Consider the following 26043-nt stretch of genomic DNA (forward strand, 5'->3'; position numbering starts at 1 on the left):
AGTTCGTCGTGCGATACACAGGTGCGGCAGGTTTGGGCATCACGCCCATCTATCCCACTCGATTCCCTACGTGAATCCCCAACGTCAGTTTTGCAACAAAGCCCTTTGGACTCCGAAGCCGACCGCTTTGATAGCGAGGATTGGAAGCATGTTGTGGGTGACGTGAAGGACGCTAGGGACGATGTGGTCGCAGCGCAGGCCGACGTAACCTTGGCACGGGACAGTGCGGTGGACGCCGCCGAGGGCGACTAGGCCCGACGGGTTACCGGCCTAATGTCGCCGCGCAGGCCCGACAGGGCCGCAAGGCCCACAATGTCGCCCACGCTCCGACCGGCTGGCCTTCCTAGCCCGGAATGTCCCTAAAGATCCGAACGCGCTTTACCGCCCGACTTTGCCCGCCGCGAAGGCCCGCCGCCTCGGTTCCTCCATCGCCCCGCTCGCCAATGCTCGATGAATGAATGAACGACTTTTTAAGGTACCATCCGGGCACCTCCCCTTATGGTACCGGGCGGCGCAGGGGAATTGCGATCCAAATTAGACGCCTTCGCTGCGCTGGGATTGCGGCAACGCGCACTCTGCCTCTGTAACTAATCCTGTGGCAATCGCTCTGGTTAAAATGGGGGGTACTCCGAGGGGCTAACAGGCCAATATGCCCGTAAGCCCGCTCAGAGCCTCACCACGCACTGACGTGCTCTCAAAGTACAGACTGTACCTGGACCCGCAAGGTCCTCTAAGGGGCCTCCAGAGGCCTTCTGTAGGCTATGCTCTCGGCACGCTACCCGCCAGTTCTCCTCGCGCTCGCGCATGAGCCAGCATCGCCTCTAAATCCCGGACATTCAACCCGGCACCCTCTTCACCGTCGTTTGCCATTACAAGGTAGAAGCCATCCCCCATGCTCTCAGCCCGGCTCTCCGATAAAGTGATCGTCATAGCATCCGCTCCCTTAAAGACGGCCCAAGCGGCCCCCTGAATACCAACATGAGTGATATCGAGCCGAATGACAATATCAATATAATAACCACCAACATTGCGGCATAGACCGGCCGATATTCTCCAATTGACAATTGTCCACACTTAGCAATTGTCCACACTTAGCAATTGTCCACACTTGGCAATAGTTTATTATTGCTAATACTTACATATCTAATTTGTAATTGCGGACATACCATAAACAAGCTCGGTAACGCTCCCATGCTTCCACTCAAACTTGAGCGTTGCTTCTTTCCAGTTGACGACCACGCGGCTGAAAAGGCCCCGCAGTGCTGCGTTAAGGGCCAAACGGTCTATCGTTCCCCCAAGGTTTTCACGCTCCCCTCCCCTCAGGCTGGAGCAAGGCAACCGCCCGTGCCGCCCGTGCGGCCCGCACAGCCTCGCCAAGCTTGATTAATAGCCTTCGCCGTCTCGCTGCCCCGATATCCGCACCACCTCTGACACGTCGTCTCAGGCGGGTTATTCGGCCACGGCATTTACGGGCCAATTGAGAAAGTCTATTCGACCACTGCGCAGCCGTCCAACGGGGACCTCCGGAGGCGAAACGGGGCAAAGCCATGCTTGGAACTGCAATTCGCTCACTATGCTTTGGCCTAGCCGCGTGTACCCTCAGTGTCAGCGCGAGCGCTTCTGCGCCAACAAAGACACTGGCGGTTTGCGGAGCGTCCGCTGGTACGGGTTACTATGTAATCGACGGTGCAGGGCGTTGGACATCCGATGCCCAGCAAGGCGGGCGATTGACGTTCTTGATCGGCGCAGACGGCAAACCCAATCTGATTTACCTCTCGGAGCATGACGGGGCGATAGATACGCTAGAGGACGGTGGCCTTGTTTACCTGATTAGAAGAGATGTCTCGACCGGAGAGTTCGGGATGGTCATAATCTATCCGGCAGCGGGCACCGCCGAAACATACAACGTTCTCAGGCTCGCGAACGGCAAGCGGCAAGTCGTGTGGACCCAAAATAAGGCCCATGTCGGGCCGGGCAAACGCCTCTCATCCGCTAAGGTGTTTACAGCGGATTGCGACTAGGGGGCTGAATGTCGCCAGCCCGCCACGCCAAGCCCCCCCGGCCCTAAAAGTCCCCACAGGCCAAAACGCACCGCACCGCCCGCCTGTCCTACAGCGGGGGCTTCTGCACCTTGCTGCGACGAGACACAGAGGCGCTGTGCAGGGTTCTTAGACGTTCCTGCGCCCTTTGCCCCAACACGCGACCCTCTGCGGCTCTTCCCGCCCACGCACGTGGGCTAGCATCGCCTCTAGGTTTTGGACGCTCACTTCCGCGCCGATTGATCGGTCCAGCACCGCCCCGCCAATTTCGCAGCCAACTCGTGGGGCCGAAGATGGGTATAGCGAAACAACATGCGCGGATCGCGGTGGCCCGAGATGACCGCCAATTCGGGCACCGTGAGACCAAGCTCAGCAAAGCGGGAAAGGGCCTCGTGGCGCATGTCGTGGAACCGCAGGTCCGCAAGCCCAGCGCGGCTACAAGCACGCTCCCATGCCCTCCGTAGGGCGACAGGGGACATTGGAAACACGCGTTCCCCGTCTCCCCCGCCTAGGGCGCTAAGGACAGCCAAAGCCCCATCGGTCAGCGGGATGGTGCGCGGGTGCCCGGTCTTTGTCTCGGAAATGTGAGCCGTCCGTTGGAATACATCGACATGGCACCATCGCAATTGCAGTATCTCGCCCCGGCGCAATCCTGTCTCGATAGCGAAGCTCACGATTGCGAGGGACAAGGGGTTACGGACCCGCCTGAAAGCATCTCTTAGCCGGTCCATCTCGCCAGCGTCGAGCCTCCGGGACCTACCGTTCCCAGAGGGGGGAAAGGTGACTCGCCCGATCGGATTGTCTGGAATGGCGACGTCCCATTCACGGCGGGCGATCCCCAGCGCATGGCGGATTAGCGATAGCTCCCTCTTAACCGTCTCCGGTCGAACCACGCGTAGCCGTTCGTCCCGGTAAGCCGCCAAGGGGGCCGCTGTAAGGTCCGACAGGGCGACTTCACACACCGGGGACCGTAGGACCTTGCCGAGCCTCCAGCGCTCGCTGTCCGGGCTTCGTTTGCGGGGCGTTACCTCAATCAAGTATCGACGCAGCACGTCCCCCAAGGTCATTCGGCGCAAGGCTCGCAAGTCGGTAGGAGCGTCCTGACGGTCCACCCCGGCCTCTTGCATCCTCGCCCAAGCCTCCGCATCGCGCTTGAGCCGGAACGTCCTGTATTGTGCCGAGAAGCCCTTGCGGCGGACCTGGACGGACCATGCATTTCCGCGCTTCGTAATCGTTGCCATGTTGCCTCGCTGTGTCACGGTTGTGTCAAGCGAGCTTCAGAAGAGGCTTTCCATCACGCGGCGCCAGTTGCGGCCTCGGCCCGTTCCAGCCGGTGACGCTGGCCAAATAGCCGCCACGCAAGGGACTGGCGCAGCGCCCCCGGCTTTGCTAGGCGGGCAATCAGGCANAGGCCACTGGTTCGAATCCAGTCGGGTGCACCAATTTTTCAATGACTTAGCGCCACTCAATCTCTTCCGTATGGAATGAGCATGGGAGACCGGGAGTGAGATATACCCCGAATTGGCCGCGCCAAAGGTGCGTCGGTGGCGGTCTAACATCTTGTCCGATCGCATTCGTCGATTGCGCAGTCAAATTTGTTCTGCACTTGTTCGGAATGGCTCGCTCCGATTCGGCAAAGATCAACCTCGCCCTCCACGTGCTTAGGGACGCTTGCGTGCGATGCGGGGCGCAGAGCGCGGCGACCCCGGAAGTCCGGCTGGCGCTTAACGTGCTCGACACGTCCCTCCCAAATTGCGCGGCGCTGCCGGAGTTTTGGCGGCACGCGGCCAGTAAGACCCGTCACCCTTGGGAAAGCGGACATGCCCATTACGGGCACATCGTTGGGCGCTTACAAAATGCGGGGTGGCAGATTGACGCGGCCAACGTGCCTTAACGTCCGCAACCGGTCGCTTTCAGGACGGGATGTTCTTCCTAGTCGGCAGTTTATCAGACGAGCCTCGCTATCTCCCGCAAATCCCTCGCCCCTGCCATCGCCTTGGTAAACCGTCCGCCGTGCTTCGACGCGGCGCGGTTGCCTTCAGGGACGCCGCTCCCCTTTGCCGCCGAGCATCGGGCATCGCGTTGCGCCCTTGATCGCCCGGAGGTCAGCGGGCAGCCCGCGCGGTGAGTGCCGAGCGCATGTAGCGTCGGCGGCCTCAGGCTATCTTTTGCACGGACTCCACAGCGTCGCGCGGTTGCCGAAGTCTAAGCCGCAGCGACGGACATGGCTGTTTCGTGCGCGATTTCGTGAAGGTCTGGGACAAGGTGATGATGCTCGATCGCTACGACGTGCGCGTCTGATCGGGGTTTGAGGGCACGACGGGGCTGCCCCGAACCAGCCAGAGATACAGGCTGGGCAGCAGCAGCAACGTCAACAGCGTTGACGTTACGATCCCCCCGATGACGACCGTCGCGAGCGGACGCTGGACCTCGGCACCAGCGCCGCTCGCGATCGCCATCGGGATGAAGCCGATCGCCGCCACCAGCGCGGTCGACAGCACTGGCCGCAGCCGGTCCCGCGCGCCTTCGCGAACAGCATCGACAATCGAGCGCTTCTCGCCGCCCTCGCGACCGTCGCGCAAGCTGTTGATATGGTCGATCAGCACCAAACCGTTGAGCATCGCGATTCCCGACAAGGCAATGAAGCCGATCGCCGCCGTGATCGAAAACGGCATCCCGCGCAGCCATAGCGCCAGCACGCCCCCGGTGACCGCGAACGGAATGCCGGTATAGACGATCGCCGCCTCCTTCACGCTCCCAAGCGCCGCATAGACCAGCAGGAAGATCAGGATCAGCGCGGCGGGAACCACGATCGACAAGCGCCGCTGCGCGGCCTCGAGCTGGTGAAACTGCCCGCCAAATTCGATGCGATAGCCTGGTGGCAGTTTGACTTGCGCAGTGACCGCGGCGCGCGCCTTTTGCACGTAACCCGCCAGATCGCTGGTGTTGAGGTTGACCATCAACGCCGCGCGGCGTTTTCCGCCATCGTGCAGGATCGGCTCGACCGCGCGCACCCGGTTGAGATGCGCGACGCGCGACAAGGGCACGATGCCATAAGCGCCCACACGCAACGGCAGCGCGAGAATCGCCGCCGGATCGGCGCGCAAGCCTTCGGCCATGCGGATGACGATCGCATGGCGCGCTTCGTCATGCGGGATGAACCCGACTTCGGCCCCCGCGACGGCATCGGTGATCGCCTTGTTGACCTCCGCCGTCCCCAGCCCGAGCCGGACCATGGCGGCGTGATCGAGCTCGACGACGATGCTTTCGGGGCGACCGGCCGTTTCGAACTCGACCCCCGCAGTGCCGGGTTGCTTCTCCAGGATCGCCTTGGCCTGTCGGGCGGCGCGCTCGAGCACGTCATAATCCTGGCCGAACACCTTGACCGAGACGTCGGCGCGCACGCCTTCGAGCATTTCGTTGAAGCGCATTTCGATCGGCTGGGCGAATTCGAACGATTGCCCGCGATAGACCTGGCGGCCGACCTTGCCGATCCCCGCGATCAGCTCTTGCTTGGTCTTGGGCTTGCCCGCGCCGGTCGGCCAATCCTTTTCCGGGGCATAGAAGATGTAGAGGTCATTCTCGTTCGGCGGCATCGGATCGGTCGCCACTTCGCTGGTGCCGATGCGCGAAAAGGTGTGGGTGATTTGCGGGAATTGCCGCCGGATTTCGCGCTCGGTCGCTGCCTCGATCGCGAGGCTGCGCTCGAGCGACATGCCGACCGGGCGGTACACCATCGCGGTGATCGACCCTTCGTCGAGCTGCGGAGTGAATTGCGACCCGAGCGTGCGGAAAACGAGTAAGGTCGCCGCCAGCAGCACCGCTGCGCCGATCACCAGCACTTTGGGATGCGCGAGCGCGCGGTTTAGGACAGGGGCATAGCCGCGTTCGGCCACCCCAATCAGCCCGGTGCTGCGGCCATCCTCCGCGGCGCCCGCGGGCGCACGCAGCAGCCAGGCCGACAGCGCGGGCACGATCGTAAAGGTCCAGATCAGCCCGGCGAAGATCGCCAGCATCACCGCTTGCGCCATTGGCTGGAACAATTTCCCCTCGACCCCGCCAAGGCTCAGCACCGGCACATAGACCAAAGCGATAATGACGATCCCGAACAAAGTCGGGCGCGCGACCATGCGCGCCGCGTCGGCGACGGTCGCGCGGCGTTCCTCGGCGGTCAGGTCTTCCCCCTTGGCGCGGCGCCGCTCGGCGAGCAGGCGCAGGCTGTTCTCGACCACCACGATCGACCCGTCGACGATCAGCCCGAAATCGAGCGCGCCGAGACTCATCAAATTGCCCGACACGCCGATCGCGGTCATGCCCGTCACTGTGACGAGGAAAGCGAGCGGAATGACCAATGCGACGATCAGCGCCGCGCGCCAATTGCCCATCACCAACAGCAGCACCAGCGCGACGAGCAGCGCGCCTTCGCCGAGATTGCGGGCGACGGTCGCGATCGCGCGGTCGACCAGATCGGCGCGGCTATATTGCCGGTCGATCACCATCCCCTTGGGCAGTGCGGCCTGAATCTCGGGCAGCGCGTCCTGCACGCGCAGCGCCACTTCGCGGCTGTTCTGGCCGACCAGCATCATCACCGTGCCGAGCACGGTCTCGCGTCCGTTCTGCGTTGCGGCACCCTGGCGCGGCGCCGACCCGATCACGACATTCGCCAGATCGCGGACCTGCAGCGGCAGTACTCCAGCGGCGAATTTGACGGGAATCGCCCCGATCTCGGCCGCATTGGTCACACGCGCCTTGGTCAGCACGGTAAACCGCTCGGGCCCGCGCGCGATGATGCCGCCGCCGGCATTCTCGACATTCTTGCTCACCGCCTCAGCCAATTCGGCCGCGGTGACGCCATGCAGCGTCAGCCGCGCCGGGTCGGGCTGAACGACATATTGCTCCTCCATCCCGCCATTCGAATTGACGTCCGCCACGCCAGTAACCGCGCGCAGCATCGGCCGCGCAGTATATTCCTGCGCCTCGTACAGCTCCATCAACTGGCGCTGTTGCGGCATGCCGTGCGGCGGAGCCTGCCATTCGAGCGTGTAATAATAGATTTCGCCCAACCCCGTCGTGATCGGCGCAAGCTGCGGCGAGGCCCCCGTCGGCAATTGGTCGCGCACCGCCGCCAAGCGCTCGCCGACAAGCTGGCGCGCGCGCAACTGGTCGGTGCCGTCCTTGAAGAGCAAGGTGACCTGGCTCAGCCCGGTCTTGGTCAGCGCGCGTGTTTCCTCGAGCCCCGGTTGGCCGGCCATCGCGCGTTCGATCGGCAAGGTCGCGAGCCGCTCTATTTCCTCGGGTGCGAGTGCCGGGACCATGGTGTTGATCTGCACCTGGACACCCGTAATGTCGGGAATCGCATCGATCTTGAGCGTGGTATAGGCATAAAGCCCGACCGTCGCGACCAGAGCGGTGACCAGCGCCACGGCAAGCCGGTGGCGCGTCACGAGCGTGAGCAACCAGCTGATCATCGCGCGAGTGCGGTCCCGCCGTTAAGTGCGCGCAGCCGGAGCAAGGCCTCGAGCGCTTCGCGCCGGGTATCGAGCACGGCGTTGGTCGCCTCGATATACGATTGCTGCATCTGCATATAGGTGGTGAGCGGAATCGCCCCGAGTCGATAGTTGCGATCCGCATCCGCCGCAGACGCCGCGAAACTGTCCGCCGTGTTCCCCGCCCATTTGCCCAGCGCATCGCGCTTCGCTTCATATTGCGCCGCTTGCTCGAACACGTCGCGCGCGATGCGGCGTTCGGCATTGATCAGGGTTGCATTTGCCTGCGCCTGACGGCCCTGTTCGGCGGCGACGTCGCCGGCCTGTCGGTTCCACAGCGGAAGCGCGCTCGACAGCCGCAACCCATAATTGGTTTCTTGAATGTCGGAGCGGGCACGGTCGTAATAAGGCCCGACGCTGACCACCGGAATGCGCGACTTGCGCGCGAGATCGACGCGCAGCCCCTGTTGCTCGAATTGCGCGCGCAGCGCCTTCAGCTCGAAATTGTTCGCCGTGGCCAGCGCAGCAAGCGCAGCGCCCGAGGGAAGGTCGGGCAGCGCCATGTCGGGCCGGATCACCCGAATGCGCGCCGCAAACGCTGCGCCGCGTAGTTGATTGAGCTCGTACAGAATCGTGTTGGCCTCGGCGTCGGCCGAAGCCGCGCTCCGCTCGGCGCCAATCGCGCTCGCTTGCAACGATGCGGCCTCAAGCCGAGGGGCCGGGCCGGCTGGATCGCGCGACACGATCACGCGCGCCAGCGTCCGCATCCGCCCGGCAACCGCGCGGGCTGCCGCCGCCTTTTCGTCGGCCGCGAATAGGCCATAGCCCAAGGTCCGCGCACGCGCGGCGAGCGTCGCGTCGAATTGCTGCAGGCCCATCTTCGCCAGGTCGATCTGCCGGTCGGCAATCGCCCGGCGCAAAGCAATCCGCCCGCCAAACTCGATCGGCTGCACGATCGATACGGCGTAAGTTGTCCCCTCGCCGAGCAACGAGCTGGTGACGGGGTCGGTCGCACGGCGCTGCCCGAACTCGACCACGACCTCCGGGTCCGCCCAGCGTCCGGCAGCGGCGCGCTCGACGCCGGCGGTCTCGATTTGACGCTGATAGAATTGACGCTCGGGGTTGTTGGCAACGACATCCTGCGCGAGCCGGTCGAGCGAGATCGCGGTTACATCCTGTGCCTGCGCCGCAATGGGGGTCGTACAGCAGGCCAGCAGCATCAGGACCGTGGTTCGCATGGTCGATTCTCCGTAAAATCCGAGATGCCCGTTAGGGCGCGATGCCGCGGTCCGTCGATTAAATCCGCGTTCAGACTATGAATTGCTATTCAGTTGACGTGCTGCCCGGCAGGCCCGAACTGGCGGGGTGAGGCATATTCTCTTGCTCGAGGACGACCCTGGGACCGCCAACGAGATCGCGCTCGAACTGGCAACCGGCGGCTATGCGGTGACGCACTGCACCACGATCGACGACGCGTTTCGCGCAGCGCAGGACGATGCGGTCGATTTGCTGATCGTCGATCGGCAATTGCCCGACGGGGAGGGACTCGACCTGATCGCGCGGCTCCGGGCGGCGGGGCGGCGGACACCGGCGCTGGTGCTGAGCGCGCTCGGCAGCCTCGACGACCGCGTCCGGGGCTTACGCGCTGGCGGCGACGACTATCTCCCCAAACCCTTTGCGCTGGTCGAACTGGTGGCGCGGGTCGAGGCACTGCTGCGCCGCCCCAACGAATCGCGCGATACGCGGCTGATCGTCGGGCCGCTCGATCTCGATCTGCTCGGCGGGTCCGCGACGCGGTCGGGCCGCGCGCTCGATCTGCTCCCGCGCGAACTCAAATTGCTCGACTATCTGGTCCGTCGCCCGGAGCGGATCGTTACCCGCTCAATGTTGCTGCGCGATGTGTGGGGCTATACGTTCGAGCCCAATAGCAATGTCGTCGATGTGCACATGGGCCGCCTGCGCCGCAAGGTGGATGCAGAGGGGGAGCCGCAACTGATTCGTAACGTGCGCGGGCAAGGCTATGTCTTCGATGCCGGTGCCTGATCCGCGGTCGCGCACCACGCTGCGCTGGGGCGGCACGATCGCGGCCTTGCTCGTCTTTCAGTCGCTTGTCGTCGCGGGCCTGTTCTGGTTGTTGGCAAATGGCAGCCACCGAGGCACCGCCGAACGCGCCTTCGCGGACGATTGTCGGGTGATGGCAGCCCTTCCGCTGCAAGCCCGGCGCGGCGAAGTGCGCAACCGGCTCAATCGCGACATCCACCGCGATCATTTTCTCGCGCTGTTTGCGAACGATGGCGCGCTGGTGGAAGGCAACATCGCGCAGCTTCCGCCGTTCACCACGACCGCGGCATCGCTGATTGCAGAAGTGCGGCCGACCGAATTACCGGGCAAGACGCGCGATACCGCAAGACTGACCGTGTGCGCGATGCCGGACGGCACGCGCCTGTTGACCGGGGTCGATCTCGACGAAGCCGAAGACGCGTTGCGCGTGGTCGAACGCTCGTTGATCTTTGCGCTGGTCCCGGGTTTGCTGCTGGCGCTGGCGTTCGGCTGGGCGGTCGGGCGACGCGCGGTGCGCCAGGTCGATGCGGTCCGGACGCTGACCGCGCGGATCGTCTCGGGCGATCTCGACCAGCGGCTGCCCGTCGGGCCGCACCCGGACAGTTTCGACCTGCTCTGCGCGCATATCAACGCGATGCTGGATCGGCTGCAGCTGCTCGTAACCGAAGTCCGCGGTGTCGGCGACGACATCGCGCACCAGCTGCGCACGCCGCTCACCCGGCTGCGCGCGAGGCTCGAACGCGGTGTGCGCGACGCGCGCGATCGGGCGGAATTCGGGGCGGTGGCTGACGAAACGCTGGTCGATATCGACAAGCTGCTCGGGATCGTTGCCGCCTTGCTGCGGATTCGCGAACTCGCGGATCATGCGCGGCGAAGTCGATTCGGGCCGGTCGATCTCGCGCAACTCGCCGAGGATGCCTGCGACTTGCACCGCCCGACGGCGGAAGATCTCGGCATCGACCTCGTTTGCGTGATCACCGCGGTCCGTCCGACCGAAGGCGATGCCAGCTTGTTGATGGAAGCGATCTCGAACTTGCTCGACAATGCGATGAAGTACGGGCCGCCGGGGGGGCGGGTGACGCTATCGCTGCAATCGGTCGCGGGTGCCCCGATCGTCACCGTTTCCGATCAAGGTGCGGGGGTGCCTGCGGCCGAGCGCGCGCTGGTCACGCAACGCTTCTATCGCGGTCGGCACGAGCATGACGGCGTCGGGCTGGGCCTGAGCCTCGTCAAGGCGATCGCGGACTTGCATGGCTTCACGCTAAGCTTTGCCGATCACGGCAGCGCCGTCTCGCTCCAATGTCGATAGCGGAGCACGCTGGCTGCAGGTCGGCGGCGTTATGCCTTGCTCGCCAGTTCGCGATTGAGACCGAGCGCAACGAGCGTCGCCAGCGCACCGGACAAAAGATACGCCCCTGACGCGATCAGCCCAAATTGCGACGACAGGAACAGCGCCACCAGCGGCGCAAAACCCGCCCCGACCAGCCAGGCCAGATCCGACGTCAACGCCGCGCCGGTATAGCGCGCTTCACCGCTGAAGTTGGAGGCGACCGTACCCGAGGATTGCCCGAACGACAGGCCGAGCAGCGCGAAGCCGAGCACCATGAACACGATTTCGCCCGCTTCGCCCGCCGCCAGCAATTGCGGCGCGAAGCCGGAAAACACCGCGATCGCCGCCGCGCTGACGCCGAGCAAATAGCGCCGCCCGATGCGGTCGGCGAGATAGCCCGACGCGACGATCGCCGCAACGCCGATCGCCGCGCCCAGCAGTTCGATGACCAGAAAGCGTTCGGGACTGGCCTTGGTATACAGGAACACCCAGGACAGCGGGAACACCGTCACCATATGGAACATCGCGAAGCTGGCGAGCGGGGCGAACGCGCCGATCACGATCGTGCGCCCCTGCCCGCGCACGGTTTGCAGCACGGGTGCCGGTTGCAGCGCCTTGCTTTCGAACAAGTCCTGATACGCCTTGGTGCTGACGATCCGCAGCCGCGCGAACAGCGCCACGACATTGATCGCGAAGGCGACGAAGAACGGGTAGCGCCAGCCCCAGTCGAGGAAATCGACCGCCGAGAGCGTCGCGGTGAAATAGGCGAACAGTCCGGCCGCGACCATCAGCCCGAGCGGTGCACCGAGCTGCGGGATCATCGCATACCAGCCGCGGCGATGCTCGGGGACATTGAGCGCGAGCAACGAGGATAGTCCGTCCCATGCGCCGCCGAGCGCCACGCCCTGCGCCACACGAAACAGGCCGAGCAAAATCGCCGCCCACACGCCGACCGTGGCATAGCCGGGGAGGAACCCGATCGATACCGTGGCACCGCCGAGCAGGAAGAGCGCGATGGTCAGTTTGGTGCCGCGCCCGTACGCGCGATCGATCGCCAGGAACAGGACTGACCCGAGCGGGCGCGCGACGAACGCCAGCGCGAACAAGCCGAAGGAATAGAGCGTGCCGGTCAAGCGGTCGACAAATGGGAAGATCAGGGTCGGGAACACCAGGACCGAGGCGATCGCATAAACGAAGAAGTCGAAGAATTCGGAGGTCCGGCCGATCACCACGCCGATCGCGATCTCGCCCGAGGTGACCTCGTCGTGCGCGGCATTGATCCGCCCGGCATCGACCTCGATCGCGCGCGAGCTGGGCGTAGCAGTGGCTTGCATGGCAGTCGGATACTCCGGGCGAGCATCGCCCGCCCGGTGATCTAGCGATGTTGCAGTGCGGGGGGGATTGGACAAAGTGTCCAATGGGAGCGGCGCCACGCTCGGCATATCTGCGCTCCATGCCCACTCCCCTCCCTTCGCGCAGCATGCGCCGGTCAATCGCCCTGCTGGCCGTCCCCGCGCTGGTTTCCGGCTGCAGTGCCGTCGTGCTCAATCCAGCGGGCGATGTCGCAGCGCAGCAGGGCGACCTCGTGATTCTGGCAACCGCGTTACTGCTGCTGATCATCGTGCCGGTCATGGTGCTGATCGCGCTATTCGCCTGGCGGTATCGCCAAGCGAACACCAAAGCGACGTATACGCCCGAGTGGCATCATTCGACGGCGCTGGAGCTGGTGATCTGGTCCGCGCCGCTGCTGATTATCATTTGCCTCGGCGCGGTGACGTGGACGAGCACGCATTTGCTTGACCCGTATCGCCCGATCGGACGGATCGACGCCAAGCGCGCCATTTCCGCTGCGGCCAAGCCGCTGCGCGTGCAGGTGGTCGCGCTCGATTGGAAGTGGCTGTTCATCTATCCCGATTACGGGATCGCCACAGTCAACGAACTCGCCGCGCCGCTCGACCGACCGATCGCGTTCGAGCTGACCGCGTCCAGCGTCATGAACTCTTTCTACGTGCCGAACCTCGCCGGGCAAATCTATGCGATGCCGGGCATGACGACCAAGCTCAACGCGATCGTCAACCGGCCCGGCAATTTCACTGGCTTCTCGTCCAATTTCAGCGGCGAGGGCTTTTCGGGAATGCATTTCCGCTTCCATGCTGTGCCGGCGCAGGACTTCGATTCGTGGGTGCGGCGAATCCGCACCGGCGGCGGCACGCTCGACCGCGCACGCTATCTCACGCTCGCCAAGCCGAGCGCGGATACGCCGGTGATGCGCTTTGCCGGCGTTGCCCCCGGGCTGTTCGATGCCGCCGCCAACCGCTGTGTCGCGCCGGGCGAGACGTGCATGCGCGACATGATGATGGCCGATGCCGGGAGCAAACACGCCATGGCGATGTCCGCCATGCCGATGAGCAAACCCGCCGGGCCGATCGAAGCCAGCACGACCACCGCCAAGAATTCCGCCGACGACACCGCGCGCCTGACCGGTGCCGGCTTGTCGATGCCCGGCGCACAGAGGACCAACTGACATGATGTCGCCGATGGACCATCCGACCCCGCCGGTCAGCCCGATCTTCGGTCGTCTTACGATCGACTCGCTGCCACTACACGAACCGATCGTGCTGGTGACCGTCGTGGTCATCGCAATCGGTGGCCTCGCGCTGCTCGCCTTGATCACCAAATATCGCGTCTGGGGCGTGCTGTGGCACGATTGGTTGACCAGCGTCGATCACAAGAAGATCGGCATCATGTACATCATCCTCGGGCTGGTGATGTTCGTGCGCGGCTTTTCCGATGCGCTGATGATGCGCGCGCAGCAAGCGATGGCGTTCGGTGGAAACCACGGCTATCTGCCGCCCGACCATTATAATCAGATCTTCACCGCGCACGGCGTGATCATGATCTTCTTCGTGGCGATGCCGCTGGTCGCGGGGCTGATGAACTTCGTTGTGCCGCTGCAGATCGGCGCGCGCGACGTGTCCTTCCCCTATCTCAACAATGTCAGTTTCTGGATGACCGCGGCGGGTGCCGCGATCACGATGATTTCGCTGTTCGTCGGCAATTATGCGCGCACCGGCTGGCTGGCGATGCCGCCGCTATCGGGTGTGGTGGCGAGCCCCGACGTCGGGGTCGATTATTACATCTGGGGGTTGCAGATAGCGGGCATCGGCACCTTGCTATCGGGCGTCAATCTGATCGCGACGATCGTCAAGATGCGCGCGCCCGGGATGACGCTGATGAAGATGCCGATCTTCTGCTGGACTGCGCTGTGCACCAACACGCTGATCGTCGCCGCTTTCCCGGTGCTGACTGCCGTGCTCGCTCTGCTCTCGCTCGACCGCTATGTCGGGATGCAGTTTTTCACCAATGGCCTTGGCGGCAATCCAATGATGTACGTCAACCTCATCTGGATCTGGGGCCATCCGGAAGTCTATATCCTGATCCTACCCGCCTTCGGCGTCTATTCCGAAATCGTCGCGACCTTCTCGAGCAAGCGCATCTTCGGCTACACGTCGATGGTGTACGCGACCGTGGTCATAACCATCCTCGCCTATCTCGTGTGGCTGCACCATTTCTTCACGATGGGGTCGGGTGCCAGCGTCAATTCGTTCTTCGCGATTACGACGATGATCATCTCGATCCCCACCGGCGCCAAGATCTTCAACTGGCTGTTCACGATGTACCGTGGGCGGATCCGGTTTGAATTGCCGATGATGTGGACCGTCGCGTTCATGCTGACCTTCGTGATCGGCGGGATGACCGGCGTGCTGCTGGCAGTACCACCGGCCGATTTCGTGCTGCACAATTCGCTGTTCCTGGTGGCGCATTTCCACAATGTCATCATTGGCGGGACGCTGTTCGGGATGTTCGCCGGGATCAATTACTGGTGGCCCAAGGCGTTCGGCTTCAAGCTCGACCGGGTATGGGGCAAGCGTTCGTTCTGGCTGTGGGTGTCGGGCTTCTGGTGCGCGTTCGCGCCGCTCTACGCGCTTGGCCTGATGGGCGTGACGCGGCGGCTCAGCCATTTCGATGACACGACCTATCAGCCATTCTTCATCGTTGCCGGGTTCGGTGCGTTGCTGATCGCGGGCGGGATCGCGTGTCTGGCGGTGCAGATCGTCGTCAGCATTCGCAACCGCGAAGCGCTGCGCGACGTGACCGGCGATCCGTGGGGTGGCCGCACGCTGGAATGGTCGACCTCCTCGCCGCCGCCCGACTACAACTTCGCGTTCACGCCCGTGGTGTATGACAATGACGCGTGGTGGGACATGAAGCAGCGCGGCGCGGTGCGCCCGACGACCGGGTTCCGCGCGATCCATATGCCCAAGAACACCGGCACCGGCGTCTTCCTCGCCGCGCTGAGCGTGGCCTTCGGTTTCGCGATGATCTGGTACGTCTGGTGGCTCGCCGCCGTCAGCCTGGTCGGCTTGTTCGCGGTGACGATCGGCCATTCGTTCTTTTACAAGCGGGATTTCCACATTCCGGTCGAGGATGTCGAGCGCATCGAGAATGCCCGGACCCGCCAGCTCGCCGCCGAAGGAGTTGCGGCATGAACGCCCAGACGCACGAGGATTTCGGCGGCGCAACGCCGGTATTCTACGATCTCGACGAACACGATCATCCCGCCGGCGGCAGCACCGCACTCGGTTTCTGGATGTATCTGATGAGCGATTGTCTCATCTTCGCGATCCTGTTCGCCTGTTATGCGGTGCTCGGCCACTCTTATGGCGGCGGGCCGGGGCCGAAGCAGTTATTCGAACTGCCGCTGGTCGCGCTCAACACGGCGATGCTGCTGCTGTCGTCGCTGACCTATGGCTTCGCGATGCTGGCGCTGGAGCGCAAGGGCGCGAGCGTGCGAGCAGTGCAGGGCTGGTTGATCCTCACTGGGCTGTTCGGCCTCGCTTTCCTCTGCATCGAGCTTTACGAATTCTCGCACCTGATCGCAGAGGGTGCCGGGCCACAGCGCAGCGCGTTCCTCTCGGCCTTCTTTACGCTGGTCGGCACGCACGGGCTGCACGTCACCTTCGGGCTGATCTGGCTGGCGACGCTGGTCGTCCAGCTCGAGACGCACGGCATCGGCCCGGACAATAAGCGCCGACTGATGTGTCTCGGCATGTTCTGGCATTTCCTCGACGTCATCTGGATCGGCGTCTTCACCATCGTCTATCTCATGGGAGTGCTCGCATGAGCGCCGATACGCTGACCCCCGCCGCCGCGCACGATGACCATGGCGACGCCGCGCCGCACGGCACGCTGCGCGGCTATTTGATCGGCTTCGTCCTCTCGGTGGTGCTGACCGCGATCCCGTTCGCGCTGGTGATGACCGGGCGCTTGGATGCAACGACGACTGCGATCGTCGTGCTGGGCATGGCGCTGGTGCAGATTGTCGTCCACATGGTGTTCTTCCTGCACATGACGACGCGGGCGGAAGGCGGCTGGTCCTTCCTCGCGCTGATGTTCACGCTGGTCGTGGTCGTCGTCACGCTGTCGGGGTCGATCTGGGTGATGTATCACATGAACGCCAACATGATGCCGATGAGCGCCGCCACGATGAGCCAGCAATGACGCGCGCACCCGTGACGAGCACGCTGCTGGCGGCCGTTGCGGGTGTGCTGTGTGCCGGGCTGATCGCGCTCGGGGTCTGGCAAGTCGAGCGGCTGGCGTGGAAGCGCGCGCTGATCGTGCACGTCGATACGCGGGTGCGTGCCGCGCCGGTGGCGGCACCGGGACCGGCGCGATGGGCGGCGATCACCGCCGAACGTGACGCCTACCGCCACGTCGCCGCGCGCGGCCGCTACCGCGACGACCACGCAACTTTGGTCCAGGCGGTGACCGAGCGCGGCCCCGGTTTCTGGGTGATGACTCCGCTCGTCACCGACCGCGGCTTCACCGTGTTGGTCAATCGCGGCTTCGTCGCGGAACGCGGCGCGGTGCCCCGCGACGGCGCGGCAGCGGTCACCGGGCTGCTGCGCCTGTCCGAGCCAGGCGGTGCCTTTCTCCGCCGTAACGATCCGGTAAACGACCGCTGGTTCTCGCGCGACGTCGCCGCGATCGCCGCCGCGCGTGGGACCGGGCCGGTGGCGCCCTATTTCATCGATGCCGATGCCACGCCCGGCGCGGCGGCGAAAGCACCGGTCGGCGGCCTGACCGTGGTGCGTTTCACCAACAACCACCTCGTCTACGCGATTACCTGGTTCATCTTAGCGGCGATGGCCGCAGCGGGCGGCGTCTGGCTGCTGCGCGAGGCGCGCCGCGGATGATCCCGACCACCCCGCTGACCCCGCCAGCGATCGACACCACCGGCCGCGACAATATGCGCCAGCTGGTCAATCTGCGCTGGCTCGCGGTGATCGGGCAATGCACCACGATCCTGATCGTGCAGTTCGCGATGGGCGTCGCGCTGCCGGTGCTGCCAATGCTCGGCGTGGTCGCCGCGCTGGTGCTGCTCAACCTCGTCAGCCTGTGGCAAGTGCCGCGCCGCGCGACGATTTCGAACGGCGCGCTGTTCGCCAGCCTGCTGCTCGATGTCGCCGCGCTAACCGCGTTGCTGTATCAAAGCGGCGGCGCAACCAACCCGTTCATTTCACTGTTCCTGCTGCAGGTCGTGCTCGGCGCGGTGTTGCTCGAGACGTGGTCGAGCTGGGCGCTGGTCGCGGTGACTAGCATCGCGTTCGTGTTCCTGATCGAACGCCATCTTCTGCTCGCGCTGCCGCCGCGCTTCGTGTCGGGCTGGAACGATCTCTATATCATCGGCGCGCTATTGTGCTTCGGGCTGATCGCGGTGCTGCTGGTGGCGTTCGTCACGCGGATCAACCGCAATCTGCGGAACCGCGACGCGCGCCTCGCGACGATGCGACAACAAGCGGCGGAGGAGGATCATATCGTGCGGATGGGCCTGCTCGCGTCGGGCGCTGCGCATGAATTGGGGACGCCGCTCGCGTCGCTGGCGGTGATCGTCAACGATTGGCGCCAGACCCCCGGCTTGATCGCCACGCCCGGCCTCGCCGAGGAAATCGAGGACATGCAAATCGCCATCGCGCGGTGCAAGACGATCGTTACGGGCATCCTTGCGTCGGCCGGAGAAGCGCAGGGTGAACATCCCTCGGTCACCACCGTCCACGCGTTTCTCGACGGCGTCGTCGCCGACTGGCGCGCACAGCATGGCGAGACCGCGCTCGCTTATGAAAACCGCTTCGGTGCCGATGTCGCGATCGTGTCGGACACCGCGCTCGGCCAGGTCATCCGCAACATTCTCGACAATGCGCTGGAGGCATCGGCGAGCCCGATATCCTTGCGCGCGACGCGCGACGGCGGCAGGCTCGCGCTCGATATCCGCGATCATGGCGGGGGCTTTAGCGACGAGATGCTCGCCAATTTCGGACAACCCTATCGCTCGACCAAAGCGCGGCAAGGTGGCGGATTGGGGCTGTTCCTCGTGGTCAACGCGATGCGCAAGCTCGGCGGCACGGTCGCGGCCGCAAACCATCCCGAGGGCGGCGCGATGATCTCGCTGCGGCTGCCGCTGGCGACGCTGCAGTGGACCGCATCATGACCTTGCCCTTCCTGGTGATCGTCGAGGATGACGAAGCCTTTGCGCGCACGCTGCGGCGATCGTTCGAACGCCGCGGCTATGAGATCGCGCTGGCCCCCGACTTCGCGACGCTCAACGCGGTGATCGCGGAACGCGCGCCCGATTTCGCCGTGGTCGATTTGAAGCTCGGTGCGGACTCTGGCCTGGTCTGTGTCGCGGCGATCCACGCGAGCGCGCCGGACGCGACGATCGTCGTGCTGACGGGCTATGCCAGCATCGCCACCGCGGTCGAGGCGATCAAGCTGGGTGCTGCCAATTACCTGCCCAAACCGTCGAACACCGACGACATCATCGCCGCCTTCGCCAAAGCCGGCGGCGATGCGGCGGTCCCCGTGGTCGGTCGCTCGACTTCGATCAAGACGCTGGAATGGGAACATATCCACCAGACGCTCGCCGACACTGGCTTCAACATCTCGGAGACGGCGCGGCGGCTCGGCATGCATCGCCGCACACTGGCGCGCAAATTGGAGAAGCAGCAGGTCAAGTGATCCGCGCGCGCGTTCACATCGCCAGCGCGCGATCATAGCCCGTCAGCTCGAGATACCCCTGCCCACCCGGCGTCCGCACCGCGCCCTCCCAATAGACCGGCAAGCCGCTACGCCGCGCGTCGAGTTCCTGCGCGGCGAACAGCGGGGTCAGCACCCAGCGGTGCACGCCACCCGGCAAGCGCACGCGAAGTTCCTGCTGCACCGGGTACACCGCGCCCGTCACCGGGCTACGCCACCGTGCCAGCGGACGGAACAGCACGTCGCCCGGTGCCAGCATGACCGTCGTGCCGTCGGCGCGGCGCAGCGATCCGCCCGCCCAGAGCGTGCCGCCTGACTTGCGCCGGATGCGGAAGGCCATCAGCGCGCTGCCGTCAGCGAAGTTGAGGCCGGTCCAGTCCCACCCTTGCGCATCGCGCTGCAGATAGTTGGAGGACCATTCGCGATCGAGCCACGCCTCGCCGGTGACCGCGACCCGCCTCTCACCGCGACGCACCGTGCCCGAGACCTTCAGGTGTGGGATCGAGTAATAATAGCTCGCCGCCTCGGGCTGCGGCCCCTTGCGGCTATACCCACCTTGGCCCTGTGGCAGCGGCGGCTGCGTCGGCGCGAAGGTGAGCGCAAGCGCGAAGTCGGGTGCCACCACTTGCGTCGTCCAACGCCCATTGGCGCGCCGCTGCAGCCGCCAGTCGCGGATCGTGACATCGGCATCGCGACTGTCGGCACCAGCGAGGCCAAACCCCGCCCGGGCTGAGCGCTCGCCGTGCAGCAACCGCCCGATCTTCGGGTCCGACAGCGCGGCGTGCGCGAACAGCACTTGCCCGGCGACGAAGCGGCTTGGATTGGCCGGATCGACCGGCGGCCGAGTCCGGAAGAAGGTCACTTGAAAGCCGAGATCGGCACCGTCCGCGGTGCGGAGCCAGCCGGTCACATACCACCATTCGGTGCGAAACTGCGGATGTGCGCCGTGATCGCGCGGGAAGGCGAGCGTGATGCCGGGCTTCACCACCGGATAGGGTACCGGCGCGGACGCGGTCAGGCTTGCGGCGGCGATCAGCGCGACAATCGGGGAGACGCGCATCACCAATCCTCCCGCACCGATTGCACCGCGCTGCGCGATGTCGCACGTCGGCCCGCGAGCGCGGCAGTCACCGCCGCCGCACCAGTCAACGCCGCGGCCACCGCCAGCAAGGTCCCGACCGGGATCCGCGTCGCCATCGTCCAGTTGAACGATTGCGGATTGATCACATGGATCAGCACTTGCGCGAGCACCAGCCCGAGGCCGATCCCGGCCAGCGCGCCGGTCAGCCCGACGATCGCCCCCTCGGTCGCCAGCATCGCGCCCAATTGGCCGCGCGTGAGCCCCAAATGGCGCAACATCCCGAACTCGCGTTCTCTTGCGAGGGTCTGCGCTGACATGGTCGCCGCGACCCCCGCCAGCCCGACCAGAATGGCGATCGCTTCGAGCAGATAGGTCACCGCGAAACTCCGGTCGAACAGCATCAAGGCGAACCGCCGGAGCGTCGCCGGCTGTGTGATATCGACTTGCCCACGCAGCGCCGGTGGGATGCGCGCGCGCAATCCTTGCAGCACCACCGCCGCGTCGGCGCCGGGCCGCAGCGTCGCCGACGCCTCGTCACGCCCGGTGTCGCCGGTCAGCCGCTGGTAATCCGCGTCGTCGATCAGCACCGCCCCGCCCTGCCGCGCATAGTCACGCCACACGCCCGCCACGGCGAAGCGCGTGCCGCCACCGATCGGCAAACGGATTACGGTGCCGGGATGCCAGCCGTAAAGCCGCTCCGCCGGCTCCGACACCCAGATCGGCAAAATCCCCGCTGGCAGCGCGGCGGCGCGCGCGATCAGCACGAATTGCGGATCCTCCGCCCCGCGCTGCGGCCGTGCGACGAGCGCGATCGGCGGACGATCGGGCGCGATCGTCAGCGCGAGCTGGCGTCCGAACGCCAGCCGCGCAATGCCGGGCGTGGCGGCCAACCGAGCGCGCGTCGCCGGGTCGAAGCTCGCGCCCGCATTGGTCCGCAGATAGAGATCGGCGCTGAGCACATCGCCAAGCCAATCGTCGACCGCGCCACGGAAGCTCGTCACCATCGTCGCCATCGCGATCATCAGCGCGGTCGAGGCGACGATGCCGCACAGCGCGGTCGCGGCCGCGCCCGGCGCGCCGTGCAAGTGCCGGATCGCAAGTTGACGCGGGACGGTATGAATCGAACGGCGGGCGATCGGCCCGAGCAGCATCCGCGCGAACCACGGCACCCCCGCTATGCCACCGGCGAGCAACAGCGCCATCCCGGCAAAGCCGAACAGCGGCAAGTGCGCGACGGGTGGCAGCAACGCTACCGCGCCGCCTGCAATCAGCAGCGCGGCGGCCGGCCACCACGCGACACGCTGGCGCGGATCGAGCACGTCCCCGGCATTCTTGAGCGCCGCGGCAGGCGCGGCGCGCGCCGCCACGCGCGCCGGGACTGCGCTTCCCGCAACCGAGGCGAGCAAGCCGAGCGCGAAGAAGCCGAGCGCGGCCCAGGATTGGAACACCAATCCTGCCCCAGCACCGCGAAAATAACCCGCGCCAAGGTCACCGCCCAACCAGTTCACCGCCGCCCAGGCAAGGCCATACCCCGCCGCCAGCCCAAGGGCAGACCCAATCACCCCGATCGCCACGCCTTCAGCCACAACGGCGGCGATCACCCCGCTGCGCGGCAGGCCGAGCGTGCGCAGCAGGGCGAAGGCGCGCTGGCGCCGGACCACCGACAGCGACTGCGCCGAATAGACCAGAAATCCGCCGGTGAGCAGCGCGACCAGCGCCAGCATGTCGAGATTGACCCGGTACGCACGCGACAGCGCATCGCCCTGCTGCGATTGCGCCTGCGCGGTCGAGATCACCGCGTCGCCGGGCATGACCGCAACGAGCGCCGCGTCCGCCGCCGTGCGATCCGTGACCTTGACGTCGAGCCGATCCAGTCGTCCGATCCGGTCGAACCGCCACTGCGCTGCGGCAATGTCCATCACCGCGATGGCGCTACCCTCGGCGACCCCGGGGAGCGTGCCGGCGATGCGGAGCGGCACCTCCCGCCCGTTGGCGGCAACCGTCACCACCTCCCCGACTTTCGCCCCGCTTTGCGCGAGCGCCGCGCGCGACAGGAACACGCTCGCTTCGTCGAACACTGCGGCGCTGTCGGTATCGGGCGCTTGCGGGCGGACCCCGATCAGCGTCGGAGTCACCGCCGCCGCGCGCAGGATGTCGAGCCCAAGCAGCGTCAGGCGCGCCGCGCCGATCCGCGCTTCGAGCTGCACGACCGGACTTGCATCCGCCACGCCGCGCGCCATCGCGACGCGCGGGTAGAGGCGTTCGTCAAAGCCGAGCCGGCTGGTTGCCTTCACGCTGAGGTCCGCCGCGCCATTCACCCCGCGCACCGCGCTGTCGAACGACGCCAGCGCCGAGCCGTTGACGAGGTGCACCGCAAAGCCGAGCGCGACCCCCACCGCGATCGCCACCGCGGTGACCAGAAAGCGCGCCGGATGGAAACGCCACTCGCCGCCGATCAGCCAGCCGAGCGCCAGCCGCCCCGACCATAGCCCAGGCTCAGCGCGCACGTGCGACCAGACCGTCGGCCGTCAGCGTCAATACGCGATCGGCAATCGCGGCGGTTGCCTCAGAATGCGTGACCAGCACCGCCGCCGCGCCGCGTTCGCGCGCGGCGTTGGCGAACAACGTCAGCACGCGCGCCGCGGTCGCGGAATCGAGATTGCCGGTCGGCTCGTCGGCGAGGATCAACGCCGGGCGGTGGACGAGCGCACGCGCGATCGCGACGCGTTGCAGTTCGCCGCCCGACAGATCGCGGGCATAGCCCGCGCCGCGCCCGCCGAGCCCGACCGCGGCGAGCATCGCATCCGCTTCGGCCTGCGCTGCGGCACTATCAGGCGAGACCAAAGCGAGCGGCAGCGCGACATTCTGCTGCAAGGTTAGATATGGCAGGATGTGAAAGGCCTGGAAGACGAAGCCGATCCGCTCGCGCCGCAGCCGGGTGCGCGCGGTCTCGTCGAGACCGCCGAGCGCGATCCCTTCAATCGCCACCACGCCCGCATCGGCGTCGTCCAACCCGGCGAGGATGTTGAGCAGCGTCGATTTGCCGACGCCGGATTCGCCGGTAATCGCGACGATCTCCCCCGCACCGACCGCCAAATCGAGCGCACGAAACAACGTACGCGGGCCAGGGACGCTCTTGGCGAGCGCACGCACCGTCAGCAGGAAAGGATCAGCCATCCGTGCTTTTCGCCGGTTGCTGCGGCGCCGACAAGATCAATCCTCTCGCCAACCGGCGATCCGAGGCAGCGTGGCCGACAATGGTCCCGCTGCCTCGATCGACATCAGAATTTGAAGCGGAAGCCGGCCTCATAGCTCTGCTTGTAAAACTCGCGCTGTACCGTCCGGTTCGCAAAGCCTTCATAGTAACGCAGCGGCGCGTTATTCAGATTCTTGGCATTGAAATAGACCGCCATGTTCCGCGTCACCTGGAATGACGACGTCAGATCGAGCTGGGTGCGCTGATCCTGGAACGTGTCGAACCCCGCGTCGCCACCAACGCCGAAAATCGCGGCATCGACGTGGCTCAGCGACAGCCGCAGCTGAAGACCGTGCGCTTCATAATAAGCCGCGAGGTTATAGGTTAGCGGCGACGTCCCCGGCAGACGGCTTGTCTGGCCGGGCCGAATCGCGAACGTCGACCAGACATAGGTAACGTTCCCGAGCACGCCAAAACCGTCAAATGGCGCCGGCAGAAAGCTGAGTTTCTGATTGTATTGCGCCTCGATCCCGCGCGCGTGCGAGGTTTTGACGTTGGTGTAGCTGGTCACGTCATAGCCCACATACGACGTGCCGCTCGAATCGACGTAGGTCGTGTTCTGCTGCAGATTGTTGACGATGTAATTATTGAATTCCTTGTCGAACGCGCCGACCGACAGAATCCCGGAATTGCTCAAATAATATTCGAGCTGCGCATCGAACGCGTTGACCGTGGTGGGATTGAGTTTGGAGTTGCCGACCGAGACCGCGAGGTTGCCGGTATCGATGACCGCGCCCGACAGCAGTTGGAGAAAACCGGGACGACCGATCCCGGTCGAATAGGTCGCGCGGGCGACCAGTTTCGGCGCGAGATCATAGCGTAGCTGCAGCGTCGGGAAGATATTGGTATAGTTCGACTTGCGCGACGCCGGTGTGAACACGTTGCCGTTGGTGATCGTCGTGCCGCGATAGGTGCCGTCGGTATTTTCCACGCGCACTCCGGCGAGGATGCCGAGCTTGCCGAACGTGCCCGAATATTGCGCATAGCCGGCATAGATGTTTTCGGTGTCGTTGAAAAAGCCCTGTGCGTTGCGTTGCGCGTTGGCCGCGCTGGTAAATTGGGCCAGCGGCGCCAGAATCGCGCGAACGCCCGGAATGCTCGGCGCGTAGCCGACATTATAGGTCCCGTTGTAATAGTCGGTATAGGGTCCGCCGCCCAGCACCGCGCTCAGCGATGTCGCGGGCACGCCAGTGTAGCTCAGATTGTTGGGCTGATCGATCTTGTCGCGAAAGCGGAGCTTGCCGCCGAATTGGAACTTGCCGTCGCCGCCGAGCAATGTCGTCGGAACCGTAAAGTTGAGCACTGCGGCATATTCGCGATCCTTCGCGCGCTCGGTCGCGTTGGTGGCGCCAGTCAGCGTGAACTGCGTCGGATCGCTTGGGTTGAAGCCGGTCGGCGTGAGTGTCGGATACAGGCGCGTCGTGTTATCATAAGCGACCGTGAATGTCGGCTGACCAGTGCGCTTGAACGTCGAACCCCGATCATAATCGCGATGATAGGTCGAGGCGGTGTAGGATAGCTGATAGTCGACGATCACCTTCCCGAAGTCATTGCGGCCACCTGCGGCGGCGATGAAGTTGAGATGCGTTTCCTGCTCGTCACGCAGCGTTACGCGCGCATCGACACCCGTCGCGGTGATGATGCTGCCGTTGGTGGTAATCGTGTCGCCAAGCCCGCGATATTGCAGGATCGAGCGATGCACCGACTCGGTATAGCCAGCATTGTTGGCGCGGATAAAATAATGGCTCTGCGCGTCGGGATTCCAATCGAGCTCGCCGCCAAAACCAAAGCGCCGACGATTATAATCGTAGCGCCGCAAATCGAGCGCATCGAGCACGCGGTCGCCCGGAGTGCCCGGCTGCACGGCATCGAGCAGGCCAGGCTCGACGTCGTCGAACCCGCGCTTGTCGGTGTGGAACGAGCCGGTCAGCACGATCGCAAACTGCTTGTCCGGACCAAAGGCGGTGCCCGCCGCCGCCTCGCCGATGAAGATGTCGCCATTCTTGTGGGCGTTCTGATAGCCGCCGCCGATCGTCCCTTCGAAGAACGGTTTGGTCAGACCGACCGCGGTGCGCGGCGTAAGTTCGACCGAACCGCCAAGGCCTTCAGCTTCCTGATCGGGCATCCCGCTCTTGCGAACGACGAGCCGATCGACCGCGCCAATCGGCACGGTATCGAGTTCGACCGCGCGCCCGCCACCGCCGAAATAGGTGCCGCCGGGCTGGGTGTTGAGCAAGGTGACGCCGCCGAACGTGGTCCCGTTGAGATTGCCGTCGATGCCGCGGATATTGACGAAGCGCCCCTCGCCAGTGTCGATCGCCAGGCTGACGCCGGGAACGCGGCCAAGCGCCTCGGCTGCGTTGAAATCGGGGTATTTGATAATGTCTTCGGCGGCTTGAACATTGATCAGATTGGGTGCCGCTTTCTCCTCAGCGCGCGCATCTTTGGCCGCGCGTTTTCCGGTTACGACAATATCCCGGCTCTCGGCTTGCACCGCGGGCCCCGGGGCGATTTGGGCTTGGGTGCTGAGCGGGACGAGCGCCGAGGCTGTCGCTGAAAGAAGCGACAAGGTTCGAATCTTCATATTGATAATGGCTTTGTTGCAAAACTGACGTTGGGGATTCACGTAGGGAATCGAGTGGGATAGATGGGCGTGATGCCCAAACCTGCCGCACCTGTGTATCGCACGACGAACT

19 protein-coding genes are annotated in these 26043 nt (G+C 64.9%); 11 read left to right on the top strand and 8 right to left on the bottom strand.

All coding sequences use genetic code 11. The features are described from left to right. Positions 1 to 105: 105 nt before the first annotated feature. Together IEV62_RS17220 and IEV62_RS17225 are read left to right on the top strand one after the other, a co-directional pair. Positions 106 to 252 (top strand): hypothetical protein, encoded by a 147-nt coding sequence (locus IEV62_RS17220; protein ID WP_188449698.1) that lies wholly within the window; start codon positions 106 to 108, stop codon positions 250 to 252. Positions 253 to 1727: 1475 nt separating this feature from the next. After that, on the top strand, positions 1728 to 2021 hold the full coding sequence (locus IEV62_RS17225; RefSeq protein WP_188449700.1) for a hypothetical protein: 294 nt from the start codon (positions 1728 to 1730) through the stop codon (positions 2019 to 2021). Positions 2022 to 2263: 242 nt separating this feature from the next. Here IEV62_RS17225 and IEV62_RS18450 read toward each other — a convergent pair whose 3' ends face one another. The 3 genes from IEV62_RS18450 to IEV62_RS17240 form a co-directional block, all read right to left on the bottom strand. Next, on the bottom strand, positions 2264 to 3280 hold the full coding sequence (locus tag IEV62_RS18450; protein ID WP_188449702.1) for an integrase: 1017 nt from the start codon (positions 3278 to 3280) through the stop codon (positions 2264 to 2266). A gap of 1041 nt (positions 3281 to 4321) precedes the next feature. Then, positions 4322 to 7507, bottom strand: a complete 3186-nt coding sequence (locus tag IEV62_RS17235; protein WP_188449704.1) for an efflux RND transporter permease subunit — start codon at positions 7505 to 7507, stop codon at positions 4322 to 4324. After that, positions 7504 to 8763, bottom strand: coding sequence for a TolC family protein (locus IEV62_RS17240; protein WP_188449706.1), 1260 nt, complete (start codon positions 8761 to 8763; stop codon positions 7504 to 7506). Before IEV62_RS17240 ends, IEV62_RS17235 begins: the two co-directional genes overlap by 4 nt. Before the next feature lie 127 nt (positions 8764 to 8890). Between IEV62_RS17240 and IEV62_RS17245 the strand changes: the two genes are divergently transcribed. Beyond that, the gene (locus IEV62_RS17245; RefSeq protein ID WP_188449708.1) at positions 8891 to 9568 is read left to right on the top strand and encodes a response regulator transcription factor; all 678 of its coding nucleotides are present in this window, start codon (positions 8891 to 8893) and stop codon (positions 9566 to 9568) included. Beyond that, positions 9555 to 10895 carry an ATP-binding protein gene (locus tag IEV62_RS17250; protein ID WP_188449710.1) on the top strand — a complete coding sequence of 447 codons (1341 nt, stop codon included), beginning with the start codon at positions 9555 to 9557 and terminating at the stop codon, positions 10893 to 10895. The genes IEV62_RS17245 and IEV62_RS17250 overlap by 14 nt, the downstream gene beginning before the upstream one ends. A gap of 29 nt (positions 10896 to 10924) precedes the next feature. On the opposite strand, the gene IEV62_RS17255 is transcribed toward IEV62_RS17250, so the two are convergent. Beyond that, the gene (locus IEV62_RS17255) at positions 10925 to 12250 is read right to left on the bottom strand and encodes an MFS transporter (protein WP_188449712.1); all 1326 of its coding nucleotides are present in this window, start codon (positions 12248 to 12250) and stop codon (positions 10925 to 10927) included. 146 nt (positions 12251 to 12396) lie between these two features. Between IEV62_RS17255 and cyoA the strand changes: the two genes are divergently transcribed. From cyoA to IEV62_RS17290, 7 genes are read left to right on the top strand one after another with little or no spacing between them, the layout of a single operon-like run. Beyond that, complete coding sequence (cyoA, locus tag IEV62_RS17260) at positions 12397 to 13440, top strand: ubiquinol oxidase subunit II (RefSeq protein WP_188449714.1); 1044 nt, start codon at positions 12397 to 12399, stop codon at positions 13438 to 13440. A gap of 4 nt (positions 13441 to 13444) precedes the next feature. Next, positions 13445 to 15466: a cytochrome o ubiquinol oxidase subunit I gene (gene cyoB, locus IEV62_RS17265; RefSeq protein ID WP_373868608.1), complete on the top strand. Its 2022-nt coding sequence runs from the start codon at positions 13445 to 13447 to the stop codon at positions 15464 to 15466. Beyond that, positions 15463 to 16101, top strand: coding sequence for a cytochrome o ubiquinol oxidase subunit III (gene cyoC, locus IEV62_RS17270; protein WP_188449718.1), 639 nt, complete (start codon positions 15463 to 15465; stop codon positions 16099 to 16101). The genes cyoB and cyoC overlap by 4 nt, the downstream gene beginning before the upstream one ends. Next, positions 16098 to 16478, top strand: a complete 381-nt coding sequence (gene cyoD, locus IEV62_RS17275) for a cytochrome o ubiquinol oxidase subunit IV (protein WP_188449720.1) — start codon at positions 16098 to 16100, stop codon at positions 16476 to 16478. The genes cyoC and cyoD overlap by 4 nt, the downstream gene beginning before the upstream one ends. After that, complete coding sequence (locus tag IEV62_RS17280) at positions 16475 to 17173, top strand: SURF1 family protein (RefSeq protein WP_188449722.1); 699 nt, start codon at positions 16475 to 16477, stop codon at positions 17171 to 17173. Before cyoD ends, IEV62_RS17280 begins: the two co-directional genes overlap by 4 nt. Then, entirely contained in the window at positions 17170 to 18465 is a 1296-nt protein-coding gene (locus IEV62_RS17285) for an ATP-binding protein (RefSeq protein WP_229733348.1), read from the top strand. The genes IEV62_RS17280 and IEV62_RS17285 overlap by 4 nt, the downstream gene beginning before the upstream one ends. Further along, positions 18462 to 18992, top strand: coding sequence for a response regulator transcription factor (locus IEV62_RS17290; protein ID WP_188449724.1), 531 nt, complete (start codon positions 18462 to 18464; stop codon positions 18990 to 18992). The genes IEV62_RS17285 and IEV62_RS17290 overlap by 4 nt, the downstream gene beginning before the upstream one ends. 13 nt (positions 18993 to 19005) lie before the next feature. Here IEV62_RS17290 and IEV62_RS17295 read toward each other — a convergent pair whose 3' ends face one another. The 4 genes from IEV62_RS17295 to IEV62_RS17310 form a co-directional block, all read right to left on the bottom strand. Continuing rightward, positions 19006 to 20070 (bottom strand): lipocalin-like domain-containing protein, encoded by a 1065-nt coding sequence (locus tag IEV62_RS17295; RefSeq protein WP_188449726.1) that lies wholly within the window; start codon positions 20068 to 20070, stop codon positions 19006 to 19008. Further along, positions 20070 to 22598: an FtsX-like permease family protein gene (locus IEV62_RS17300; protein ID WP_188449728.1), complete on the bottom strand. Its 2529-nt coding sequence runs from the start codon at positions 22596 to 22598 to the stop codon at positions 20070 to 20072. Before IEV62_RS17300 ends, IEV62_RS17295 begins: the two co-directional genes overlap by 1 nt. Next, a complete protein-coding gene (locus IEV62_RS17305; protein WP_188449730.1) occupies positions 22588 to 23268 on the bottom strand; it encodes an ABC transporter ATP-binding protein in 681 nt (226 codons plus the stop codon). The genes IEV62_RS17300 and IEV62_RS17305 overlap by 11 nt, the downstream gene beginning before the upstream one ends. Positions 23269 to 23372: 104 nt before the next feature. Further along, on the bottom strand, positions 23373 to 25916 hold the full coding sequence (locus tag IEV62_RS17310; protein ID WP_229733350.1) for a TonB-dependent receptor: 2544 nt from the start codon (positions 25914 to 25916) through the stop codon (positions 23373 to 23375). Positions 25917 to 26043: the final 127 nt, after the last annotated feature.

Source organism: Sphingomonas psychrolutea (assembly GCF_014636175.1).
Taxonomy (GTDB): domain Bacteria; phylum Pseudomonadota; class Alphaproteobacteria; order Sphingomonadales; family Sphingomonadaceae; genus Sphingomonas; species Sphingomonas psychrolutea.